Origin of the sequence: Acidomonas methanolica (assembly GCF_004346035.1) — a bacterium.
Classification (GTDB): Bacteria; Pseudomonadota; Alphaproteobacteria; order Acetobacterales; family Acetobacteraceae; genus Acidomonas; species Acidomonas methanolica.
Window position 1 is genome coordinate 1 of record NZ_SLZN01000026.1, and the last position, 23,265, is coordinate 23,265.

Annotated in this window: 17 protein-coding genes and 1 pseudogene; 6 read left to right on the forward strand and 12 right to left on the reverse strand. The window is 65.2% G+C overall.

Annotated features, from left to right (window positions below; all coding sequences use genetic code 11):
* Window positions 1-484, forward strand: a pseudogene (locus EDC31_RS14050) (IS630-like element ISGdi4 family transposase); the annotation flags it as partial.
* A gap of 37 nt (window positions 485-521) precedes the next feature.
* Here the strand turns inward: EDC31_RS14050 and EDC31_RS14055 are convergent.
* From EDC31_RS14055 to EDC31_RS14075, 5 genes are all read right to left on the reverse strand, one after another.
* Window positions 522-1,064 carry a zinc ribbon domain-containing protein gene (locus EDC31_RS14055; protein WP_204366655.1) on the reverse strand — a complete coding sequence of 181 codons (543 nt, stop codon included), beginning with the start codon at window positions 1,062-1,064 and terminating at the stop codon, window positions 522-524.
* A gap of 526 nt (window positions 1,065-1,590) precedes the next feature.
* Window positions 1,591-2,880, reverse strand: coding sequence for a class II D-tagatose-bisphosphate aldolase, non-catalytic subunit (locus tag EDC31_RS14060; RefSeq protein WP_042058512.1), 1,290 nt, complete (start codon window positions 2,878-2,880; stop codon window positions 1,591-1,593).
* Window positions 2,881-2,955: 75 nt separating this feature from the next.
* The gene (locus tag EDC31_RS14065; RefSeq protein WP_042058525.1) at window positions 2,956-3,909 is read right to left on the reverse strand and encodes an SIS domain-containing protein; all 954 of its coding nucleotides are present in this window, start codon (window positions 3,907-3,909) and stop codon (window positions 2,956-2,958) included.
* Between the two features lie 62 nt (window positions 3,910-3,971).
* Complete coding sequence (locus EDC31_RS14070) at window positions 3,972-4,952, reverse strand: N-acetylglucosamine kinase (RefSeq protein WP_243697808.1); 981 nt, start codon at window positions 4,950-4,952, stop codon at window positions 3,972-3,974.
* 76 nt (window positions 4,953-5,028) lie between these two features.
* A complete protein-coding gene (locus tag EDC31_RS14075; protein WP_081797567.1) occupies window positions 5,029-5,862 on the reverse strand; it encodes a DeoR/GlpR family DNA-binding transcription regulator in 834 nt (277 codons plus the stop codon).
* A gap of 372 nt (window positions 5,863-6,234) precedes the next feature.
* Here EDC31_RS14075 and EDC31_RS14080 point away from each other — a divergent pair, with 372 nt between their 5' ends.
* The 3 genes from EDC31_RS14080 to EDC31_RS14090 are packed head-to-tail and all read left to right on the forward strand — an operon-like array spanning window position 6,235 to window position 12,518.
* Window positions 6,235-8,631: a TonB-dependent receptor gene (locus EDC31_RS14080; RefSeq protein ID WP_052511888.1), complete on the forward strand. Its 2,397-nt coding sequence runs from the start codon at window positions 6,235-6,237 to the stop codon at window positions 8,629-8,631.
* 9 nt (window positions 8,632-8,640) lie between these two features.
* A complete protein-coding gene (locus EDC31_RS14085) occupies window positions 8,641-10,641 on the forward strand; it encodes an alpha-galactosidase (protein ID WP_052511886.1) in 2,001 nt (666 codons plus the stop codon).
* On the forward strand, window positions 10,641-12,518 hold the full coding sequence (locus tag EDC31_RS14090; protein WP_052511884.1) for a beta-galactosidase: 1,878 nt from the start codon (window positions 10,641-10,643) through the stop codon (window positions 12,516-12,518). The genes EDC31_RS14085 and EDC31_RS14090 overlap by 1 nt, the downstream gene beginning before the upstream one ends.
* An 83-nt stretch (window positions 12,519-12,601) precedes the next feature.
* Here the strand turns inward: EDC31_RS14090 and EDC31_RS14095 are convergent, their stop codons facing one another.
* The 6 genes from EDC31_RS14095 to rfbB form a co-directional block, all read right to left on the reverse strand.
* Complete coding sequence (locus EDC31_RS14095; protein ID WP_239641642.1) at window positions 12,602-13,972, reverse strand: glycosyltransferase family 4 protein; 1,371 nt, start codon at window positions 13,970-13,972, stop codon at window positions 12,602-12,604.
* 198 nt (window positions 13,973-14,170) lie between these two features.
* On the reverse strand, window positions 14,171-15,112 hold the full coding sequence (locus EDC31_RS14100; protein WP_042058508.1) for a glycosyltransferase: 942 nt from the start codon (window positions 15,110-15,112) through the stop codon (window positions 14,171-14,173).
* An 81-nt stretch (window positions 15,113-15,193) separates the two neighbouring features.
* Window positions 15,194-16,090, reverse strand: a complete 897-nt coding sequence (gene rfbD / locus EDC31_RS14105) for a dTDP-4-dehydrorhamnose reductase (protein WP_042058507.1) — start codon at window positions 16,088-16,090, stop codon at window positions 15,194-15,196.
* The gene (gene rfbC / locus EDC31_RS14110) at window positions 16,087-16,647 is read right to left on the reverse strand and encodes a dTDP-4-dehydrorhamnose 3,5-epimerase (RefSeq protein ID WP_042058505.1); all 561 of its coding nucleotides are present in this window, start codon (window positions 16,645-16,647) and stop codon (window positions 16,087-16,089) included. The genes rfbD and rfbC overlap by 4 nt, the downstream gene beginning before the upstream one ends.
* A 19-nt stretch (window positions 16,648-16,666) precedes the next feature.
* Entirely contained in the window at window positions 16,667-17,575 is a 909-nt protein-coding gene (rfbA, locus tag EDC31_RS14115; RefSeq protein ID WP_042058503.1) for a glucose-1-phosphate thymidylyltransferase RfbA, read from the reverse strand.
* A gap of 36 nt (window positions 17,576-17,611) precedes the next feature.
* Window positions 17,612-18,670 (reverse strand): dTDP-glucose 4,6-dehydratase, encoded by a 1,059-nt coding sequence (gene rfbB / locus EDC31_RS14120; RefSeq protein WP_042058502.1) that lies wholly within the window; start codon window positions 18,668-18,670, stop codon window positions 17,612-17,614.
* Between the two features lie 225 nt (window positions 18,671-18,895).
* Between rfbB and EDC31_RS14125 the strand changes: the two genes are divergently transcribed.
* Both EDC31_RS14125 and EDC31_RS14130 read left to right on the forward strand, forming a co-directional pair.
* Window positions 18,896-21,004, forward strand: coding sequence for a hypothetical protein (locus EDC31_RS14125; RefSeq protein ID WP_132127121.1), 2,109 nt, complete (start codon window positions 18,896-18,898; stop codon window positions 21,002-21,004).
* Window positions 21,001-21,690, forward strand: a complete 690-nt coding sequence (locus tag EDC31_RS14130; protein ID WP_042060085.1) for a histidine phosphatase family protein — start codon at window positions 21,001-21,003, stop codon at window positions 21,688-21,690. Before EDC31_RS14125 ends, EDC31_RS14130 begins: the two co-directional genes overlap by 4 nt.
* On the opposite strand, the gene EDC31_RS14135 is transcribed toward EDC31_RS14130, so the two are convergent.
* Entirely contained in the window at window positions 21,668-23,119 is a 1,452-nt protein-coding gene (locus tag EDC31_RS14135) for a phosphomannomutase (protein ID WP_042060099.1), read from the reverse strand. The two genes, EDC31_RS14130 and EDC31_RS14135, sit on opposite strands and share 23 nt — an antisense overlap.
* Window positions 23,120-23,265 lie beyond the last annotated feature (146 nt).

Genomic DNA, 23,265 nt, shown 5'->3' on the forward strand with positions numbered 1-23,265 from the left:
CGGCCAGAAAACGAAGCTGACGCGCCGCTGGGCCAGACGCGGCACCCGTCCACGCGCGCCTGCCGATCAGCGCACACGTTCGGCCTGGATCTTCGTAGCGATCTGTCCGGCGCTGGGCAAGGGAGCGGCCCTCGTCCTGCCCTGGTGCAACCTCCACGCCATGAACCGGCATCTCGACGAGATCTCGCAGGCCGTAGCGCCAGGCGCTCACGCCATCCTCATCGTCGATCAGGCAGCGTGGCATACCAGCCCGAAACTCGATATCCCCGCCAACATCACCATCCTGCCGCTCCCGCCACGCTCGCCCGAATTGAACCCGGTGGAAAACGTCTGGCAGTTCATGCGCAATACCTGGCTGTCGAACCGGATCTTCCGCACCTGCGACGACATCGTCGATATCTGCTGCCACGCCTGGAACCAGCTCGTCGACCAGCCCTGGCGCATCATGTCCCTCGGGCTACGACAATGGGCACATGGGTTTTAACAAACAGGAGTTGGTATTCGATCCCATGATACGAACTTCACCGTCTGCGACCTCCACACGTTGGGCGAGCGCGCGCAGATGGTCGCGGCGGTAGCCGCCGCCTTCCAGCCGGATACGCTCGCGGGCGGTCGTGGCGAATTTGCACAGCATCTGCGGCGTCAGCCTTGGCCTGATCGCGGATGGCCTTGAGGCCGTCAATGCGGTCTTTCAGCGCCGGGTCATCCAGATCGGCCATGCCCGCCTCGCTGGCATCATAGAGACGCTTGAGCCGCAGTTCCGATCCGGCTGACCGTTTGTTGAGTTCCGCGATATGCTCGCGGCGGCGCTCTGAATGTTCCTCCCTGCGGTCGAGCGCGGCGGCAAGGACGGTTTCCAGCCGCTCGGGCTGGAGAAGCTGATCTTCCAGATGGCTGGCGACAAGATCGTCCAGCTTGTCCATCGGCACGGCCATGCCCTCGCAGGCGGTCGGTCCCTGACGCGCCTTCATGGAGCAAGCATAGTAGGGATAGCGCCCGCCCTTGCCGGTGCGGATGGTCATGGCCCCGCCGCACTCGGCGCAATGGATAAGGCCGGTCAGCATGGCCGGGCCGCTGATGACTGCGGAAGGGATGACTGTCAGGTTGTTTGACCTACCGGATATCGGCCCCAAGGAGATTACAGAGAACTGGGTGGTTCGAAAAAGCCTGCCGGGTATTACGCCTTTTGCGCGCGTTTCGGCGTAACGTTCTTATTCCTTAATGAAACTGTGGCATGGTATTACCCATGTGACAGATCGCCCCGCGATCCGGCGACGAGGCGGCAGAACAAGACCGCATTTGGCCTCGGGTAGTTTGACGATTTCGTCCGTCATTTCTCGAATGGCGGCGGCGAGGCGTCAGACCTCGGCGCGATCGGCATGCGTGACATACGTGGCCGGTCGATGGCCAGGTGTATCTATACGGCCATCGGCAATTTCGACCTTTTCTTGCGTTATCATCGCATCGCTCAACTTGAGCAACGCCACTCACGGCACCGAGACGCGGAATAAAAAATACGCTCACATCATCAAGCGAGAACGCGAGTTGGGGCGCCCGACACCGACTGCGGGCGCATCACGAACCATGAGATCAGGACGGCACACAGGCCCGCGCATAATCCTCCAGCACGAAGTCGATCGCTGCCAGAACAATGGCGCGGGGCGTACGCGCAACCGCACCGGAGCGCACGCGCGCGCCGACTTCCGGCAGAAACTGGCGCAAAAGCACATCCGGCAGACCGCTCTTTTCCAGGTCGGCGAACAGCCGCCCGACCGCCGCCTCGGCGGCGGGGGACGGCCAGTAATAGCGGATCCGGTCACTATAGCCATAATGGCGCAGCATGATCTGCTGCCCGGGCGATCCCGCATAATGGCTCGTCCAATGGCCGGGCGCGCCGATCATGACCTGCTCCATCGTCTCACGCAGGCTTTCGCTACCGGGACACAGCGCCGCGCGCAGGGCATCGAGCGCGTACAACGCCTCGCGCAACGCAAATGTCAGCCCGGGCCCCACCTTCAGCAGCGCGAAACCGTCCTCCACCAGCGCCCTCAACGCGGTTTCCGGTTGATAATCGGTCGAATGCGCCTCGAACACCCGGCCCGGCATCTCATCCAACGCGGCTACCAGAGACCGGGCGGCCTCACGGTCGTAATTCACCACCTCCCGTGCGCCGAATTCCACACCCGGCTGCACGACCAGCGCGATCACCCGCGACCAGACATCATCCCCCAACGCGCCGCGGAATACCGCCTCATGCGCCGCCAAAGTCCGCAACGCCGCGTCCGGCGCGGTCGGAACCAGATCGGCCAGATGGTCCGATCCCCCGCTCACACCGCCCGGAACCGGCACCTCGGTTCCCACGACATACACCGCCCGCCCAGGGGCGACGGCCTCGGCGCGCGCGGCCAAGGCACAGGCGCGGGCCGCCACGACATCATCGGGCAGCACGGCGGGTTCGCCGCGGCATCCCATGCTGGCGTCCAGATGCAGCTTGACGAAGCCCGCCTCGGCATAGGCCGCGATCATCGCCTCCGCCCGCCGCATCGCCTCATCCGGCGGCAGCGCTTTCCATGGATTGGGGCCCAGATGATCCCCTCCCAGCAGAATCAGGTCGCGCGGACATCCGGTCTCCTCCGCGATCCGCCAGACCATGTCGCGAAAATCGGCCGGCGTCATGCCGGTATAGCCGCCCTCCTGGTTGACCTGATTGCAGGTCGCCTCGATCAGAACCGGGCATCCGGTGCGCCCGGCACGCGCCAGCGCGGCCTCCAGCACCAGCGGATGCGCCGAACAGACCGACGCCAGCCCAACCCGGGCCGCCCGCGTAAGCGACGGATCATGCGCCTGCGCGACCAGGGCGCGGAACAAAGCCAAGGACATCACGTATCCTCATTGGATCACGAGTTCGGAATCAGACCGGGCACGCGCGAACGGCGCCCCCGCCCGGCCTGACGTTCAGGCGATCGTCACGACCTTGGTCAGGTGTCGGGGCGCCAACGTGTCCAGACCGCGCTGGCGGGCCACATATTCGCCCAGCAATTGCAGGACTGGCAGACAGAGCAGCGGCCGCACGTCGGCCGGCCCATCGACGGGCAGTTCGATGTCGCCCGGCCCGCCAATCCCCAGCACCCGCGCGCCCTTCGCCATCAGTTCCCGTGCGAGCTGCGCTTCCTCCCCGATCGTATCCGGGTGATACAGCATGATCACGCAGGACCGATCGTCGATCAGGCTGATCGGGCCATGGCGGTATTCCAGCGGATGATGCGCCTCGGTCTGGCTCAGGCTCATTTCCTGCAATTTCAGCGCGCCCTCGCGCGCCACGCCATACAGCGCCCCCGCGCCCAGAAAGACGAAATGCGATCGTCCCGCGACCACCTCGGACAGAAGCGGATCGGCCGCGCGCAACAGCGTCTCCGCCGCCCTCGTGGTCTCGGGCCCGACCGCGACACCGGCATAACGCAGGCCCATCAGCAGCATCAGGCTGGCCGAGGCCGTCATCACGATCCCTTCCTCAGGATGGGTATCGGCGAGCACGACCTCATCGGCATTGTGACACAACGCACTGCCCGGCGCGCAGCAGAAGGCGGTCAGCCCCAGCCCGGCCGCCCGGCTGACCTCGGCCGCGGCCACCGTCTCGGTCGATTCGCCACTCCGCGACAGGGCGACGACATGCGGCGCGATCGTGGCGGGCACGTAATTGTCCCGCCGCCGCGTCCATTCATTGCCCGGCACCGCGCGAGCCAGCACCCCGTTCATGTTCAGCGTCGCGGCGATCGAATCCGCGATATGGACTGACGTGCCGCATCCCACCACCACATGGACCAGCCCGGCACGCGACCGCACCCCGTTCATGACCAGTTTGTCCCATAGCGGGAATTGCTCGCGAATACCGCGTTCCGTTGCGTTCATGATCAATCCTCGTCTCTCATTTCCGTATGGATACTCGCATGGGTATTCAGCGCCGGGCTCGGTCAGGACGACGCCGGACCGAACAGACCGGCATCGGTCAGGCCGGTCGCCAGCCCCGCGATCCAGGCCGCATCGGGGTCCCACCCCGCCCGCCGGGCCGCCAGCAGCGCCGCGCCGCCGACCGGCGGCAACAGCGGCGCCACCGGCGCGCCGCATAAAGCGATGACGGCCCGACGCAGCGACGCATTCCGAAACGCCCCGCCGGCCTCGCACCAAGGTAGGGCGGGCCGTTGCAGCCTCCGGCGCGCCGCGTCGACATGCCCGGCCAGATGGGCCGCCGCCTGTTCCACGATCCGCCGCGCCGGCCCGTTACCCGCCGCCGCCAGACTCTCCACCCCCCGCGTCAGCTCCGCCACCGCCGAACGCGCATGACGCAGCCCGCCATACCAGTCCAGCAGGGCGCTATCGATCGCCCCCGGATCGTCAGGAAACCCCATGAACCGGCAGAACGGCTCGATGAAGGACACAGCCTCCGGCTCCCGCCCGTCCAGAGCCCGCGTCAGGGTCCCCAACGCCTCGCGCCCGATCCAGAAGGCGCTCCCCTCATCGCCGAACAGGTTCCCCCACCCTCCGACCCGAAGAGCATGGCCGTCCGGGTCCGCCGCCCAGACCATCGACCCGGTCCCGGCCAGCAGCAGAATCCCCTCGCCACCGCCGAACGCACCGACGCAGGCGATATCGACATCATTGCGCACGACGTACGGACACCGCCCCCATTCCGCCAGCATGCCCTCCTGACCGGCGCTGACCGCCGGGCTGCCACCGTAACCCGCCATGCCGAAACCGGCGGCGACGATGCCGCGCGGCAGGTCCGCCAGCAATCCGGCCATCTCCTCGCGCCAGTTCGGCCGGTCGAACGGATTGGTGCCGCCGCCCCGGCGCACATCCAGCACCGTGCCGCGCCGGTCGATCAGGACGAGCAGCGTTTTCGATCCGCCACCATCCATCGCCAACAGGCAGGGCTCGCCGGAAGCGTGCGACACGTTTTTTCCTCCGACCGACAGGTGTCATGCGATGACCCGATGCTTCCGATCAGAAAGCTCTCATGTCAAGTCATTTTTATGATCGTTCTTGATCGTTATTGCCATCATGCCCGATCCGTCCCGCTTCGGCCGTCTCGCCCCCCGTGGTCCGCACCCGCGTGCAGGCGACCCCCGCCTGGTCGAGACGGGCGAGCCATTCCGCGGAAATACCGTCATCCGTGATCAGGTGCCCCAGATCCTCCAGCCCCGCGACGCGAAACGTCGCATGACGCCCGAACTTGCTGCTGTCGATCAGCAGCAATCTCTCGCCCGCGCGCCGGACCATGGCGGCATTCAGGCTGGCTTCCTCGCAATCGGGCGTCGCGATCCCGCCATCGGGCTGCACCGCGCTCGCACCGAGAAAAAGCTGATCGAACCACAGACCTTCGATGGATCGCTCGGCCAGAGGGCCGACGATGCTGCGGTTTTCATTCCGCACGCGACCGGCCAGCAGGCACAGTTGAAGCTGCGAGGTATCGAGCAGCGCCTGCACAATGGCGATGCTGTTGGTGAACACCGTCAGCGGAATCGGCCCCATGCGCAGACGCCGCGCCAGTTGGAGGACCGTCGTCCCCGAATCGAGAAAGATCGAGGAATGCGGCCGCAACGACGCATAAGCCGCCTCGGCGATGGCCCGCTTGGTCATGAGGCAATGGCTCTCGCGCGCCTCGAACCCGATTTCGAGCCCGCCCGAATTGACGATTTCCGCCCCGCCATGCGTGCGCCGCACATGGCCCAGTTCCTCAAGGCGTTGCAGGTCGCGCCGCACCGTAACAACCGACGTATCCACGACACGCGCCAGCTCATTCACCCCCGTCGTGCCGTGGAGGTAGAGATAATGACGGATCTGGGTCAGGCGATCGGGCTGCATGGGGACCTGCGACGGAGCGGAGCCGATATTCTGGCATCATTCCCCCTCTTTCTCAATTCTCCCATCAAGAGCGATCATGGAGAGATCGTCACGATCCGTCATCCGTCGATTCTCTTTCGGAATCGAATGGTTTCCAACCAAAAAAAATATGGCATGCCGCCGCATTTCTGGCAGGATGCCCTATTAACTACCTGACGTTATTATATTTATTCCAAGTGATTTTTTTATGATCGTTTGTGATCGTTTGTGATCGTTTGTGATCGTTTTTGTATTGCAATTTCCTGAGAGCCCATGGCTAAACTGCGCCATAACCTTGCGATGCGAAGCAATGCCATGAACCAGCACGATCACGATCAATCATCTTGTTGCCGAATGTCCCGCCGATCGGCGGGCCTGCTGTCGCAGCTTGCCTTTCTTTTTTCCTGTTCGACCGTGCTCGCGGCGACCCCCGATCCGGCCGGAAGCAGGGTGGCGCGCCGCCACGATCATCCGCGACCGCCGGCCTCCGCCCACGCCACGCCGGCGGCAGCCCCGAAGCCTGCGCGGGACGAAAATATTCAGGTGGTCGGCGCGGCCTCCAGTGCGACCGGCGTGACGAACACGACACCCGGCGGCGGCCTGCTGGCCCCCGAAACCGCCGCCCAGGCCCAGCAGACCGTCACACGCGACTTCATCGCCAAGCAGTCGCCCACCAGCAATCCGCTCGCCCTGATCCAGTACGTTCCCGGCGTCACGCTCTCCAGCGCCGATGCGTTCGGCCAGTCGGACCAGAGCAGTTTCTATATGCGCGGCATGGGGCAGACCTCGGTCGGCTATACGCTCAACGGCATTCCCGCCGCCGATCCGTCGCATTATGTCCCCTTTACATCGCAGGCCGCCGATACCGAGAATATCAGCCACATCACGGTCCAGCAGGGCGTGGCGGACATCGCGATGCCGGTCTACAACGCTCTGGCGGGGTCGATTAAGGAATCACTGACCGACCCAGCCGAGCATTTCGGCGGCAAGATCGATCTCAGCTACGGCAACCATCAGGCGGCGCGCGAATTCATCCGTCTCGACAGCGGCAGGATCGGCCAGTCGGGAATCAAGACATTCGCCTCCTACTCCTACGGCACCCATGCGATGTGGCTCGGCCCGGGCCGCAGCCGCCGCTCGCATGTCGATGCGATGGCGCTCAGGGAATGGGGGGAAGGAAACAGCGCCCGCGTCTTCATGACCTATAATCAGAGCAGCGAACCGTATCTGATGAGCATCACGAAGCAGCAATGGGCTCAGTCCGGCCGCTCCGCCGCCTATTACGACCCGACCTATTCGACGGGTGACTATAACTATTACAAACTCAACGAGACCCACCAGCATTCCGTCATCATCGGCGCGCCGCTCTCCTTCAATCTCGGCCACGGCCTGACCTTCGAATCCTCACCTTATTACGTGCACATCCACGGCGCCGGCGATAACGGGCAGACCCAGGCGGAATACGGCTATAACGGCACCCAGCCCACCGGAAACCTCAACATCCCCAATGCCGTGGACGGGTACGCACCCGTACTGGCCATCGACAACTGGAACCAGCACTCGGCGGGGTTCAACAACAGCCTCAGCTGGAAACTCGGTCATAACGAACTGAAGGTCGGGTACTGGTACAATTATTACGACCAGCACGAAATCGCCCCCCTCTCGCAGATCGGACCGAATGGCGAGGGCGAGAATTACTGGGGAAAATATCCGATCCGGGGTCAGAACGGCGTGCCTCTGATGCTGTTCAACATCCATCTGATCCAGCAGCTCAACTCGGTGTTCCTTTCAGACACATACAAGGCGCTGAACGACCGACTGACCCTGAACGCCGGCTTCAAATTCGTCATGATGTCCTATCATTCGACGAACGCCATTCCGGGCGACCAGTATAATTACGGCCGCAACGATGCGCAGCCCCTGCCGCAGGTCTCCGCGTCCTTCCAGATCACCCCGCACGACCAGATCTATCTGGACGGCGCGACCGCCTTCATGGAACCGACCGGCATCCTCGTCTACGGCACGTACTGGGACGGCTCCGCGCCGATCGTCGATCAGGCCCATTCGACGAACCTCAAGGCGGAATATTCGATTTCCGAGGAAATCGGCTACCGCCATTCCGGCCTGGTGAACATTACGGCCTCGTTCTTCAACTACAACATGACCAACAAGCAGAGTGCGATTTCCACCTATGTCGGCGGCCGGTTGCTGTCGAATTACGTCAATGCCGGCGGCCAGACCTCGCGCGGCTTCCAGTTCGCGGCCGGCCTGAGGCCGTGGCACGGCTTCAGCCCCTACGTCTCGTTCCAGTACCTGCATGTCACCACGGACAACAACCTGCCCAGCGGCCTCGATTATATCCGCAGCGCCGGAAAAATCGCCCCCTACAGCCCCAAGACCACGGTCAATGTCGGGCTGTCCTATGATAACGGCAATTTTTTCGTCAACGGGTATATGAGCTATGTCGGCTCGCAATACGCCACCTACATGGACGACCAGACCATGCCCGCCTATGCCATCGGCAACGTGACGGCGGGTTATCGCTTCAAGAAATTGTGGATCGCCAAATCCCCGCAGGTGCAGGTCAACGTCATGAACCTTACCGACAACAAATATCTTTCAGCCGGCAATGGCGGCTACAATGCCAAGACCACGACGGGCGTCTTCGGCTCGACGATCCCCGGCAGGGCGCCGACCTATATCGTGGGCGGCGGCTTCGGCATTATCTTTTCGGTTACAACGGGCTTCTGATTCATGAACATGAGAAAACTGGCTGTCTGCGCCATCCTGGTTTCGAGCGCCCTGACCGCGCTGGCCCCGGCGCGAGCCGCCGATCCTCTGGTCCTGGCCCCCGGCAAGCCCGGCGGCGATCTGGACGCCGCCCGTCCGGGCTTCGGCAACAAGGCGGTGCGCCTGTCATGGGCCGTCCAGGGCGACAAACTCGTCGATCCCCGGTTTTCCGACCTCGTCCACGGCAGGACGATCACGCTGCGCGGATTGTTCACGCTGACCTTCAATGACGGCAAGGCGATTTCCAGCGCCGACCTGACGCTAACACACATCCCGCGCATCGAGACGATCGCGCCCGACATGACCGGCGCGCGCGCGGCCGACCGCCTGCCCGGTCTGGCCGTCGTCGCGGAATTCGCCGATCCGAAAGGCCGTTTCACGATCGCCTGGCGGGTCGAACAGCGCGACGGCTCTCCCTATCTGCGCGAAATCATGGCGTTGACGCCAGAGACCCTGCCGCTTTCACTCAGGAACGTGGCGCTGTTCGAAGCCAATGTGGACGCCGGTGAGGTGGTCGGCGACGTGCAGGGCTCGCCGGCGGTCGTCGATGACAGTTATTTCGGCATCGAAAATCCTCTGGCCAACAGTCTGGTGTTCAATGGCCGCTCGCGCCTGACACTTGCGCAGGCGCTGCCGATCCAGCCCGACCATACGCTGACCGTTTCCGCCGTCGCGGGCGTCGTCCGGCACGGGCAGCTCCGCCGCGATTTCCAGATCTATGTCGAACGCGAGCGCAGCCACCCGTACCGCCCCTTCCTCAACTATAATTCCTGGTACGATATCGGCTATTTCACGCCCTACACCCAGAAGGACGCCGAGAACCGTATCCGCGCCATCGGCGAGGCGCTGGTCCGCAAGCGGGGCGTGGTCCTCGATTCCTATCTCTTCGACGACGGATGGGACGACCGGAGCGGCTTCTGGCGCTTCAGCAAGGATTTCCCCTCCGGCTTCAAGCCGCTTCGCGCACTGGCCGCGTCCTACGGCGCCGCGCCCGGCATCTGGCTCTCCCCCTGGGGCGGCTACAGCACGCCGCAGCAGATCCGCCTGGCCAACGGACGCAAGGCCGGGCTGGAAATCCGCGACGATGGCTTCGATCTTTCGGGACCGAAATATTACGCCGTCTTCCACGACGCCGTGATGCGGATGCTGAAGGAAGACGGCATCAACCAGTTCAAGTTCGACGGTACCGGCAATGCCGATCAGGTCGCGCCCGGCAGCGTGTTCAACAGCGATTTCGACGCCGCCATCCACCTGATCGCCGACATCTACGCCGCCCGCCCCAACACATTCATCAACCTGACGACGGGCACTTTTCCGTCGCCCTTCTGGCTGCTCACCGCCGATTCCATATGGCGCGGCGGCGAGGACGACATGCTGCGCGGCGTCGGCACCAAACGTCAGCGCTGGATCACGTACCGCGATTCGGATACCTACCACAACATCGTCGTCAAGGCGCCGCTCTTCCCGCTGAACTCGTTGATGTTGCACGGCATCATCTATGCCCGGAAGAACCAGCGCCTCGACGCCGATCCCGGTCACGATTTCCCCGACGAGGTGCACAGCTTCTTCGCCACCGGCACGGATGAACAGGAACTCTACGTCACACCCGCCCTGCTCACGCCCGCCGATTGGGACGTTATCGCCGACACGGCGAAATGGGCCCGGGCCAATGCCGAGATCCTGAAGGACAGCCATTGGGTCGGCGGCGATCCCGGTCGTCTCGAACCCTATGGCTGGGCGGCCTGGACGCCGAAAAAGGCGTTCCTGACTCTGCGCAATCCCGACCAGGTTCCGCGCCGCATCCTGATCGAACCGGGCAAGGCGCTCGAACTGCCCGAGGACGCGCCGACACGATACGCGGTGCATGCGCTGTGGGCGAAATCCCCCACGCCCGGCACACTGGACGCCGCCACGCCCGTCGTCATCCAGTTGGCGCCGTTCGAGGTCATGACGCTGGAATTGACGCCCTGATGCAGCGAATGGGGACGCAGCGTGCGGGGCGCCGCGCCGTCCTCTCCGGCTCCATGGCCATCGGCCTGTTCACACTCGGCGGCCGGCTCCTTGCCGCCGAGCGTGAACAGACGCCCGAACCCCTACCGGATGGCCGCCCCCATGCCTTCACGCTGCATCGCGACGGTTTCCGCCTGGACGGCACGCCGTTCCAGATCCGGTCGGGCGAAATGCATCCCATCCGCATCCCGCGCAGCGAGTGGCCGGCACGGATCGCCATGGCCAAGGCGATGGGGCTGAACACCATCGCCATCTACCTGATGTGGAACACGCTGGAATACGCGCCCGGACAGTTCGACCTGACGACGGACCGGCGCGATTTCCGCACTTTCCTGACCCTCTGCCAGCAGGCCGGGCTGTGGGTCTCCCTGCGCCCCGGCCCCTATGTCTGCGGCGAGTGGGATTTCGGCGGCCTGCCCGCCTGGCTGCTCTATGACGGCGATATCCGCGTCCGCAGCATGGACCCCGCCTTCCTCGCCGCCGCCGGGCGCTATATCGCCACCATCGCGCAGGCCGTACGCCCCTTCATGGCCGATCGCGGCGGCCCGATCCTGATGACGCAAATCGAAAACGAATATGCGTCCTTCGGTGGCGATCCCGCCTATACGGCCTGGACCCGCGACACCTGGCGCCGATACGGCGTCACTCGCGCCTGCACCACCGCCGACGGATTGGTCCAACTGCGCGAAAAACGCACCATCCTGCCGTCCTGCGCGATCGGGCTGGACGGCGATTACGAACTCGACAAGGCCCGCGATCTCGCATCGGAAACACCGCTCTGGATCAGCGAGGCCTATCCCGGCTGGCTGACCCATTGGGGCGAGAAGAGCATGGCGACGGTCGATTTCGTTCCGGATTTTCGCAAAATACTGGACCAGAACGCCTCGTTCAATCTCTACGTCGTGCATGGCGGGACGAATTTCGGCTTTGGCGCGGGCGCGAACGCCCGTCGCGACGGCAGCCAATTCCAGCCCGTGATCACCAGCTATGATTACGACGCACCGATCGACGAGGCCGGGCGCGCGACCCCGAAATATCACATCCTGCGCGCCATGATCGCCCGCGCCACCGGCCGCCCCGCTCCTGCCGTTCCCCCCGACCCGCCGGTCCTGGGCTTCGCCCCCGTCATGGCGCGCGCCGCCGGTTCGCTCTGGGACATTCCGGGCGAGCCGGTCCGCATGCGTGATCCCGTCTCGATGGAACGCGCCCTGCGCCAGCCCTCGGGCATGGCGCTCTATCGCTGCGTCATCCCGGCCGGACGCGGCGGCCCGCTCCGTCTGCCGCCGGTCCATGACGATGCGCGCCTGTTCCTCGACGGCACGGATATCGGCACTCTGTCACGTCTCTTTCCTGCAAAGACGCCTCCCGTCATCGCCCCCTCCCCGCACCCCAGACGCCTGGACATCCTGGTGGACAGTTTCGGCCATATCGGCTTCGGCCCCGCCATGGGCGACCGCAAGGGCCTGGACGGTCCGGTCACGCTGGGCGGAATGCCCCTCGAACACTGGACGATCCTTGGCCTTCCTCTCGATGCCACCCAGCGCGCCCAGGCCACCCGCCGCCCACCGACGCCCGGGCATCCTGCGGGGCTGTACCGCGCGACTTTCGACATGCCCGGCATCGGCGGCACCTATCTCGACCTGTCGGAATGGAAAAAGGGCTATGTCTGGGTCAACGGCCACGCGCTGGGGCGTTTCTGGTCGATCGGCCCGCAACAGCACCTCTTCTGCCCGGCGGAATTCCTGCATCTGACCGGGAACGATCTGCTGGTGCTCGATCGCCACGCCACGACCGCCGCCCATGTCCGCGGTTTGACCACTCTGTCCGGCCCACAATGAACGCGAGCTGGTTCAATGACTGATACGTACAGTAAATCCGTCGTCATGATAGAATAAATGAGAGAAAATACAATCAAACCGTGTTAGAATTTACCCAAACGACCCGCCGTCGCGGAATAGAGAGACCTGAGGCGTTCCTGGTACCGGCCAAGGTTGAAAAATTCTGCCCGCGCTCGTCCCCTCTCGCGCAACTCGGCGCAAAGCATGTCGTCATGATCGAGACGCATGATCGCAGCTTCGATCGCTGAAATGCTGTACGGCTCCACGTCCAGCGCGGCGCCGCCTGTGATCTCCGCCAATGCCCCCTCGTTGCTCGTAAGGACAGGCGCGCCGAGCGCCATGGCTTCAAGCACGGGCAGACCAAACCCTTCCGTGATGGACGGGAAAAGTAAGGCACGTGCATTGATCATAAGCGCCTGAAGTGTCGGGTGTGAAACATAATCCAGACACTGGATGCGTCCGAGCGAGACCCCACGTTCGATAAGTTTTACATCATTTTCACTCTTCCAGGACATGGCGCTGCTGATGACGAGCTTTCGTGAGGACTCCGACGCCAGAAACGCGGCGACAAGTCGCCCTATGTTCTTTTTGGGTTCTATCGATCCGCAAAACAGAAAATATTCGTCAGGATTCAGGCCAAGCTCGTTCCTGATCATGTCTTGAGACGCATGGTGCTGTGCGCCACGGAGTGTATTGATATCAATGGATTGGTAACTGTTATGAATTTTTTGCTCTGATTCCGGAAAGAAGGAAAGCACGTCCTTCCTTGTGGCCTCGGACACGACACATAACGCGTCGGCCTCCATGCATAGACGGTTCAACAGATTGAAATGGAACGTCTTGGACCGCATCACCATCTGCGGAAATTTGAGCGGGACAAGATCATGCACCGTGTAGATATTGGGAATGCCGTCCACCATGATGGGGAGGGGGAAAGTCCAATGCATGAGCGTGGGCGGGTGCGGTATTCTAATCCGGAGGAGACGGCCCGTCGTTTTGAAATGTCCGGCGGCGCGTCGAAACAATCCCGGAATATTGAGAATCCGGTCGACAGACGGAATCTGCTTCTTCCTGTCATGCCGTGTCACGGGCACAAGCGCGGCGGCGGGGTGGGAAAGGTCACGTATCGTCTCGCGCCACCAGGAAACGCGGGGAAAACGCCCGCGACTCCAGGACTCTTCTTTTCCGAGACGATCAAAAAAAAGATCCTCCATCCGGGAATTGGATGTGGATCGCGGCAGGTTCAGCCCATAAAGCACGTCAACTGACGCCCCCATGCCGGCCAGCGCGTGTGACAGAACACGTGTATAGGTCGCAATGCCTGTGCCGCGTTGAAGTGCAAGATTATAGCCGTCAATTCCTACATGCAGAGAACGAAATGGAGTTGTCATTGAAAGTGCAACAGCCCTGATTTTAATGAGGCCACTGATCGAAACCCAAACAGCGACGGCCATGACGGAAAAGAGGCTCTGAAAAATACCATTTTTACCAAATACTGATACGGCCCGATTTTAGGGTTCATGCTCCGGCTTGGGTAGCCTTTTTTATTCAGAGGGTGCGTCAGCGATGATCTGACCGGAGAAGGCGACCGTGAAGCGCTTCCATGACGAAACGCACGACCTTCCGCCCCCTCAAACCACGGGACCAAACATCTATCCCCCCGCGAGCACGAACCACAGCCGGAAGAGGGCCGTCTCGGCGCGAGTCTGCCGCACCAGCCCGCGCCAGCGCCATAACGCGCCGAACCGTGCCGCCGCCCCGCGCGGCAGCGCACGCAGCAACGCGCCGATCAGCCGCGCCGCCTCCGGGGAAAGCTGCTCCGGGCGCTCCGCCAACCGTGCCAGATTGGCCGCGAACACCGCCATGAAGGCGCGCGGCCCCCGCCGCACCGCCGCCACGGCGCGCGACCACCAGGAGCGCGCGCCCACCGTATTGCGTCCATGCTGGCGATAGAAACTCACGCAGCGCGGATCGGCGATCACACGCCCTCCCGCCGCCGACACGACGAGATAGGCCCACCAGTCATGCAACACCCCCGGCGGCGGCGCGAACCCCCGCAGCAGCGCCGCCGCCGGGGGATTGAGCATCACGGTATGACCCGTCGCGATATTCTGCGTCAGCGCCGCCGCGAAAACCGGCGGCCGCCGTACCGGCGCCGACCGCCCCTTGGGCGTCAGGGCGGAATCCGTCAGGACCTGACGGGCGCAGTAGAGCGCGGGCGTCTCTTCCTCGCCCAAGGCGGCCAGACCCCAGCCCAGCTTCTCGGGAAACCAGACATCATCCTGATCGGCGAAGGCGATCACCCTTTCCGGCGGCACGGCCTCCAGCAACACGCCGTAGGACGCGGCGACGCCCAGACAACCGACCGGCTCCGACACCTCCACGCAGCGCCCCTGCCCCCGATATGTCTGAAAGGACAGCATGATGGCGCGCGAGGCATCCTCGGACCCGTCGTCACGCCAGTACACCACCCAGTCCCGATACGTCTGCGCGAGAATACTGTCGAGCTGGGCGTTGAGATACGCCTCGCCATTATGAACGGATAACAGCACCGCCACCGGCGTCGTTACGACACCTGCGGAACCTCCCACCATGCGCGGGACCCAGCCCACCGAACGTCCTTGCGTCTTGCCCAAACTATCGTCACCGTTCCGCCTGTCCCCGGCGCCTGCCCGTCAAGCCGCGCCGAGAATCTGGCGCACCGTGCGCGCCACGCTCTCGCGCCATTCCGGCAGCTTCACGCCGAAAACGCGCTCCAGCTTGCCACAATCGAGCCGCGAATCCGCCGGGCGCTTCGCCGGGGTCGGCCACTCCTCGGTCCGGATCGCCGTCACCTCCGGCATGGCCCGCCCCTGCTTCGCCGCCTCCTCGAATGTATAAACAGCCAGACCGTGCCAACTCGTCTCGCCCGTCCCGCTCGCATGGTACAGCCCGGCCCAACCCTCCTGCCAGCCCTCGGTCTCGACCTTCGCGACGATGGCCAGAATCGCCTCGGCGAGATCGTCGGAACTGGTCGGATTGCCCGTCTGATCCCCCACCACGCGAAGATGCGACGTCTTCGCCCCGGCATTGATCATGGTGCGGACGAAATTCTTGCCATGGGATGAATAGACCCAGGACGTCCGCAACACCACGCTCATCGGATGGGCCGCCAGCACCGCCCGCTCGCCCGCCGCCTTGGTGCTTCCATAGACCGTCTGCGGCGAAACCGGATCGGTCTCGACATAGGGCGTCCCCTTGCTCCCGTCGAAGACATAATCCGTCGAAACATGCACGAGGGGAATCCCCGCCGCACGGCAGACCCGCGCCACCTCGGCCGGCCCGCTGTCATTGGCCCGCGCCGCCGCCTCGTGCTCCGTCTCGGCCAGATCCACCGCCGTCCACGCCGCCGCATTGACCACGACGGCGGGTTTGTATGTCTGAACCGCTGCCGCGATCGTCTCCGGCCTGTCGAAATCGAATTCCGGCCGCCCGACGCGGATCACCCGCGCGCCGCCCAGCTTTTCCAGCGAGACCGCCAACTGCCCGCTGCCGCCCGTCACGAGGATCGGGCCTTTCACCTGCGCGCTCATGAGTAGCTGAACCATCCCTTGGCCTCGGAGAAAGGCGGCGCGACCCTGTCCTTGTCGGACAGCACCGCCTCCTCCGGCGCGATCGGCCACGCGATCGCCAGTTCCGGACAGTTCCAGATCACCGCCCGCTCGGATGCCCTGTCATACAGGCTGGTGCATTTGTACTGCACCTCGGTATTCTCCGTCAGCGTCACGAATCCGTGCAGGAACCCCGGCGGCACCCAGATCTGGGACCAGTTTTCCTCCGAAAGTTCCGCCGCCACCCACTTGCCGTAGGTCGGCGATCCCGTGCGGATATCCACCGCCACATCCCAGATCGCCCCCTTCGTGCAGCGCACCAGCTTGCCCTGCGCATAGGGCGCCAGCTGGCAATGCAGCGCCCGCACGACGCCCTTCTGGCGCGACAGGCTCTGATTGTCCTGCACGAACGGCAGATCGACTCCCGCGTCCGTCATGCGCTGGACATTGTACGTCTCGGAGAAGAACCCGCGATTGTCACCGAAGCGCGGCGGAGTGACGAGAATGACCTCCGGAATTTCGAGACGTTCAACTTTCATTCACCAGCCCTCTGTCGTTTCAGTGATTCGGATTATGGCCGGCTTCGGCGAGTTCCTTGAGCATCCGCCCCAGTTCCGTCTTGCCCACGCGCGCCGCCAGGTCCAGCAGATGCGCCGCGTCGACGAAGCCCATGCGGAACGCCACCTCCTCCGGAGATCCCACCAGCATCCCCTGACGGGACTGGATGGTCTGCACGAACTGCCCGGCCTGCATCAGGCTGTCCGGCATCCCGGCGTCCAGCCATGCGCAGCCGCGCCCGAGGCGATCGACCTGCAACGTCCCTTCTTCGAGATACATCTGGTTGAGATCGGTGATCTCCAGCTCCCCGCGCGGGCTTGGCTTCACCCGCCGGGCGAAATCCACCACCCGCCGGTCGTAGAAATACAACCCGGTCACGGCCCAGTTCGAGGTCGGGCGCGCCGGTTTTTCCACGATATCCAATGCGCGTCCCGTATCGTCGAAGGTCACGACGCCGTACCGCTCCGGATCGCGCACCTGATAGGCGAAAACCGTCGCGCCTTCCGGCCGCATGGAGGCCGCCCGCAGCATGACGCCCAGATGATCGGCGAAAATGAGGTTGTCGCCGAGCGCCAGCGCGCAGGGCTGCCCTTCGAGCCAGTCCTCGCCGATCAGGAAGGCCTGCGCCAGCCCGTCCGGGCTCGGCTGCACCCGATAGGAGAAACGCACCCCGAACTGCGATCCGTCTCCCAGCAGACGCTGGAACTGCGGCATGTCGTGCGGCGTGGTGATGACGAGAATGTCCCGTATCCCCGCCAGCATCAGCGTGGAAAGCGGGTAGTAGATCATCGGCTTGTCATAGACCGGCAACAACTGCTTTGACGACGCCAGCGTCATCGGATGCAACCGCGTCCCCGAGCCTCCGGCCAGAATGATGCCCTTCATGGGCGTCTCGACAAGCATAACCATCAGGCTCTTCTCCGTGGGGAACGTTCGGTTCGGCTCTTACCCGTGTTGCTGGCCAAGCCGCTGCCCCGTATAGCGGCGCGACCTGATCTCCCCCCACCAATCGCGATGATCGAGATACCACTGCACCGTCTTGCGGATACCGCTCTCGAAATCATGCGCCGCCTTCCAGCCGAGTGCCGATTCCGCATGGCTGGGATCGATCTCGTAGCGGAAATCATGGCCGGGACGATCCGACACATAGCGGATCAGCCGCTCGCGCGGGCCCGCCGGGTCCGGCAGCAACTCGTCCAGCACCGCGCAGATCGCCTTGACGACCTCCAGATTCGTGCGCGGCTGCCGCGCCCCGATCGCATAGGTCTCGCCCGGTTCGCCCCGCTCCACCGCGCGCACCAGCGCCTCGGCATGATCCTCGACGAACAGCCAGTCGCGGATGTTCTCGCCCTTGCCGTAGACCGGCAGATCCTTGCCCTCGATGGCGTTGATCGTCACGAGCGGGATCAGCTTCTCCGGAAAATGCCAGACGCCGTAATTGTTCGTGGTGTTGGTCACGAAGGTCGGCAGACCGTAGGTGTGATGCCACGCGCGCACCAGATGATCCGACGCCGCCTTCGAGGCCGAATAGGGCGAACGCGGGTCATAGGGCGTCGTTTCCGTGAAGGGCGGATCGGAGAGTTCGAGATGCCCGAACACCTCGTCCGTCGAGATATGATGGAAGCGGAACGCCTTCTGCTCGTCCGCCGCCAGCCCCTGCCAGTATTTCCGCGCCGCCTCGAGCAGCGCATAGGTGCCGACGATATTGGTCTGCACGAAGATGCCCGGACCGTCGATCGAACGATCCACATGGCTCTCCGCCGCCAGATGCATCACCGCGTCGGGACGATAGGCCGTGAACAGCCGCTGCATCTCCACGCCGTTGACGATGTTCGCCCGCACGTGCTCATACCGTGCATCGCCCGCCACCTCCGCCACCGTCTCCTCGGACGCGGCGTAGGTCATGCAGTCAACGTTCAGGACGCTGTGATTCGTCTTCTGAATGATATGCCGGACAACAGCCGATCCGATGAAACCGCATCCGCCCGTCAACACTATACGCATCAGTTCCCCGGCATCGCCACATTCGATGCGCTTATACTACAGGAGAGGGGGCCAAGAGCAACGCCCTCTCATCCGTGAAACCGGATTGTTCCGGAGCGACATCCGGCGGGATGGACTCGCCCGGCCGGATGATATCGTTGTGACGCACCATGCCCCCGGCGCTTCCCGGTCCGCCCGGACCGTGAAACGCTCCAGACCGCGAGTCGCACCATCGAGGAGTTCCTGATGCTAGCGGAAGACCTGACACACTCCCTGCTCGAAACGCTGGAGCGCCCCGATCTCCGTTGTATCGCCGGGCCGCTGAGCCTGACGTTCGACACCAGCCTGCCCATCCCCTTTCTCGTCCGCGACACGCAGGTCAGCCTCGGCCCCCTCGCCTTCGCCCGCCCCGATCTCGCCCCCACCCTCCTTCGCCACGCCATCGAACTCGCCCGCCTGCGCCTCGACGCGCCGGATATCCCGCCGCCTCTGGCCGGTTTCGCCGCCGCGCGCCTCGCCGCGCTCTTCCATCGCCTGGACCCGCGCCCCGACGGCACGCCCGCGCCCGCCGCGCCGGACCTCCCCTGGCTGACGGAACTCGCCGCGGCCGAACCGCCGCCGCCCGCCGCCCTCGCCTCGCTCTGGACCGCGCTTGCCCCCCTCGCGCGCCCCTGCCCCACGCCCCCCCACGAGGCCGAAACGCCGCTCGACGCCGCCGCCCTCTTCCATACCCTTCGCCCGCTCTGGCCGTTCCTCGGCCCCACGGAATCCCTGATGGCCGAGGGCGGCGACGAGCGCCTGACCGTCGATCCGCGCACGGGGCTGAACCGCTACGGCTGCTCCCACCGTCCCCGCCCATGGGCCATCACCTTCGCGTCCTCCACCGCCTCCTCGCTCTCGGAACGGGGGTTCGAAGGCGCGGAATCCGCCCGCCGCCACGCCGCCGTCGCCCTGTTGCGCGGCCAGACTCCCGCCGCGGCCCAGGCCGCCGCCTCCTTCCAGGCGCGCGCCGCCCTCGCCCGTTTCTACGGCCTCGCCGGCGCCGACCAGGTGATCCTCGCCGCCTCCGGGACGGATTGCGAACTCGCCGCCCTCGCGGTCGTCGCCTCCGCCACGTCCCGTCCCGTGACCAGCCTGCTCATCGCCCCGGACGAAACCGGCAGCGGCGTTCCCCTCGCCGCCCATGGACGCCATTTTTCCAGCGAAACGGCCTGTAATCGTCCCGTCCCGCGCGGCAACCTCATCGAGGGCTTCCCCGAACAGACCCTGCTGATCGGCGTTCCCCTGCGCGCGCCGGACGGCGCGCCCCGCTCTTCCGCTGAAGTCGATGCCGAATGCACCGGGCTGACGGAGGACGCCGTCGCCGCGGGCCGTCACGTGCTGCTCCATCAGCTCGACCTGTCCAAGACCGGCCTTCTCTCGCCCAGCCACGCTCTGATCGCCGCCCTCCGGGCGCGCTTCCCCGGCCGGATCGACATCGTCGTCGACGCCTGCCAGGCCCGTATCGCCGCCGCCCGCGTCGCGGCCATGGTCAGGGACGGGGCGATGGTCATGGTCACGGGTTCGAAATTCTTCACCGGACCGCCCTTCTGCGGCGCGCTTCTGCTCCCCGAAACCACGGCGCGCCGCCTCGCCACCGCTCCGCTTCCGGCCGGGCTGGCAGAATACACCCATGCCGCCGAATGGCCGCCCACCGCCACCCCGCTTCCGACGGGCGCGAATTTCAGCCTCGCCCTGCGCTGGCACGCCGCACTGGCGGAAATGACGGCTCTGGCCGCCGTCCCGCCCGCGCGCATCCGCGCCATCCTCTCCGGCTTCCGCGATCTCGCCTTGCGCGCCATCGCCAAGCATCCGGACCTCACCCTGCTCGACACGCCGCCCCTGCTCCGCGCACCGCTCGAAGGCGAGGAGGGGGGCGAGACGTCATGGGACGAGATCCCGACGATCTTTTCCTTCCTCGTCGCCGATCCCGTCCGGTCCGGCGCCTTCCTCGCCCTGGACGACTCCCGCCGCCTCCATCGCTGGCTGAACGCCGATCTCTCCCGCCTCGTCCCGGACGATCCGCTGGCGGCGCGGCTCTGCCATCTCGGGCAACCCGTCCCCGTGCCGTCCCCGGCGGGCGGCGACATCCTCGGCGCGCTGCGCCTCTGCGCAGGCGCGCGCCTCGTCTCGGGCGAACCGTCGCATGAAGGGCTGGACGCCGCCGCCCGCCTCGCGCGGGAACATGAGGACGCCCGCCATGCCCTCGCCAAGATCGGCCTGATCCTGAAGAACTGGACGGCTCTGCTTTCCGCCGATCCCGTCCCGCACTACGCTCCGCTGGAGCCCACACCCCACACGCCCGGACCGCAATGACCCAGACTTCTCACGGCCATTTCCTCGATTCCATGCAGCTTCCTCCCGGCACGACACGGTTCTGGCTCATCCGCCACGCGCTGGTGGATGCCGCCGCCCGCCAGCGGCTCTACGGCGCGATGGACGTCGATCTCTGCGCGGAGAGCCTCGCCCTCCAACGCCCGTATTACGAGGCCATCGCCCGCCGCCTTCCGCAGGACGCCGCGTGGTTCGTCTCGCCGCTGACCCGCACGCTGGAGACCGCCCGCGCCATCTTCGCCGCCGGATATGGCGAGCGCCCGGTTCTCGTCGAACCCCGGATGATCGAGCAGCATATGGGCGAATGGCACGACCTGCCGCATCAGGAATTGCCCGCGAGGCTCCGCCAGCGCCCCCACGGCTTCTGGTCCACCTCCGCCACGGAGCGGCCGCCCGGCGGCGAAAGCATGCTCGACGTCTGCGCCCGCGTCAGCCATGCGCTCGACGACATGGCGGAGGAACGCCCCGGTCAGGACAGCATCATCGTCAGCCATGGCGGCGCCATCCGCGCCGCTCTGGCGCACGCCCTGCACATCCACCCCGACACCGCCCTGCGCTTCTCGATCCAGAATCTCTCGCTGACGATCCTGGAACGCATCGACGGTCTCTGGCGGGTCGTCACCGTGAACGAACTGCCCTCGGCCGTCACCCCATCCGCCACGCGCTGACCGCGCCGATCCCCAGCTCCAGCAACGCCGCGGCGCGCTCCGGCGTGTCCGCCTCGACATAGACCCGCAATTCCGGCGCGTTCCCCGACGGCCGCAGATGGATGATCTCTCCCGTCGCGTAACGCATGCGCAACCCGTCCGTCTCGTCGACATCCGTCACGGCCCCGCACGCGGCGACAAAGCCCAGACGCGCCGCTCCCGCCGCCGGAGCCGCCGCGAGTTCCGCGATCCGCGCCTGGCTCACCGCCGTCGGCATCTCGGTCAAACGGTCGCTCAGCGTGAAGCGCGGCGGCAGGGTGCGCAACAGCGCCTCGACGCCGTCCGACTCGCGTGCGGCCACCAGCGCGCACAGCATCGGCAACACGGAATCGCGTGTCGGCAGCGCCGGGAGCACCCGCCCGCCCGACGTCACGTCGCTCGCCAGCAGGAAGCCGCCATTCGCCTCATAGCCGACGGAGGGCACGATCCCGGCTTCCGCCGCCTCCGTCATCGCCGCCACCACGAAGGGCGAGCCGATCCGCGTCCGGCGCACTTCCTGCGCGAATCCGGCTTTTTCCAGCGCCGTATTGCTGCTCACCGGCGTCGTCACCGCCGCCGCGCCGAGATAGCGCGCCGCCAGAATGCCCAGCACGTCCCCGCGCAGCCACGTCCCGGACCGATCCGCCAGCAAGGGCCGGTCGGAATCGCCATCCGTCGTCAGAATGGCGTCATATCGCCCTTCCGCCGCCCAGCCGCGCGCCAGCGCCGCGTCCTCCGCCCGCACGGCCTCGGTATCGACCGGGATGAAGCTCTCCGACCGTCCCAACGCCACGGCCTCGCCGCCCAATGCCTCGACGACCTGCATCAGCACATCCCGCCCCACGGCGGAATGCTGATAGACCCCCAGCGTCAGACCCGCGAGCGCGCGGTCGCCGAAAAACGCGCGATACCGCGCCACGTAAGCGGGCACGACCTCCGTGACCGGCGGCAGCGCGACCGGCGCAACCAGCGCGCCCCCGGCATCGAACCATCCCTCGGGAAGCGTCACCTCCTGCGCGCGCATCCCCGCCTCGTCCTGCTTGAGAAATTCCCCATGCGCGCGATTGAACTTGATGCCGTTGCGATCCGCCGGGATATGGCTACCCGTCACCATCAGCGACGGAATGCCTTCAGCGAAGGCGTAAAGGCACAAGGCCGGGGTCGGAACGTACCCACAGAAGACCGGCTCGCCCCCCGAAGCGGCGATCGCGGCCACGCAGGCCCGCAGAATACGCGGCGTGCTCGGGCGCAAATCCCCCGCCACCGCCACGCGCATGCCCGGTTCGAACTCCCCGAGCGTCGCCAGATGTTTCAGATATCCCGCCGTATAGGCGCAGCAGACCGCGTCCGTCATGGCCGTCACGAGTCCACGCGCGCCGCTCGTCCCGAATCCCACACCCGAATGCTGCATCCAGTCGGCGATCTTCACGGTCCTGTCTTCCTTCAAGATATCGGCGGTACGGAATCCGGCCGAGCCGGCAGGCTCCCGGACCTTCCGTTGATATATAGTCAACGGCTTCCAAAGGGCGAGCCCTTTGGCGGCGGCGGAGCGGCGTT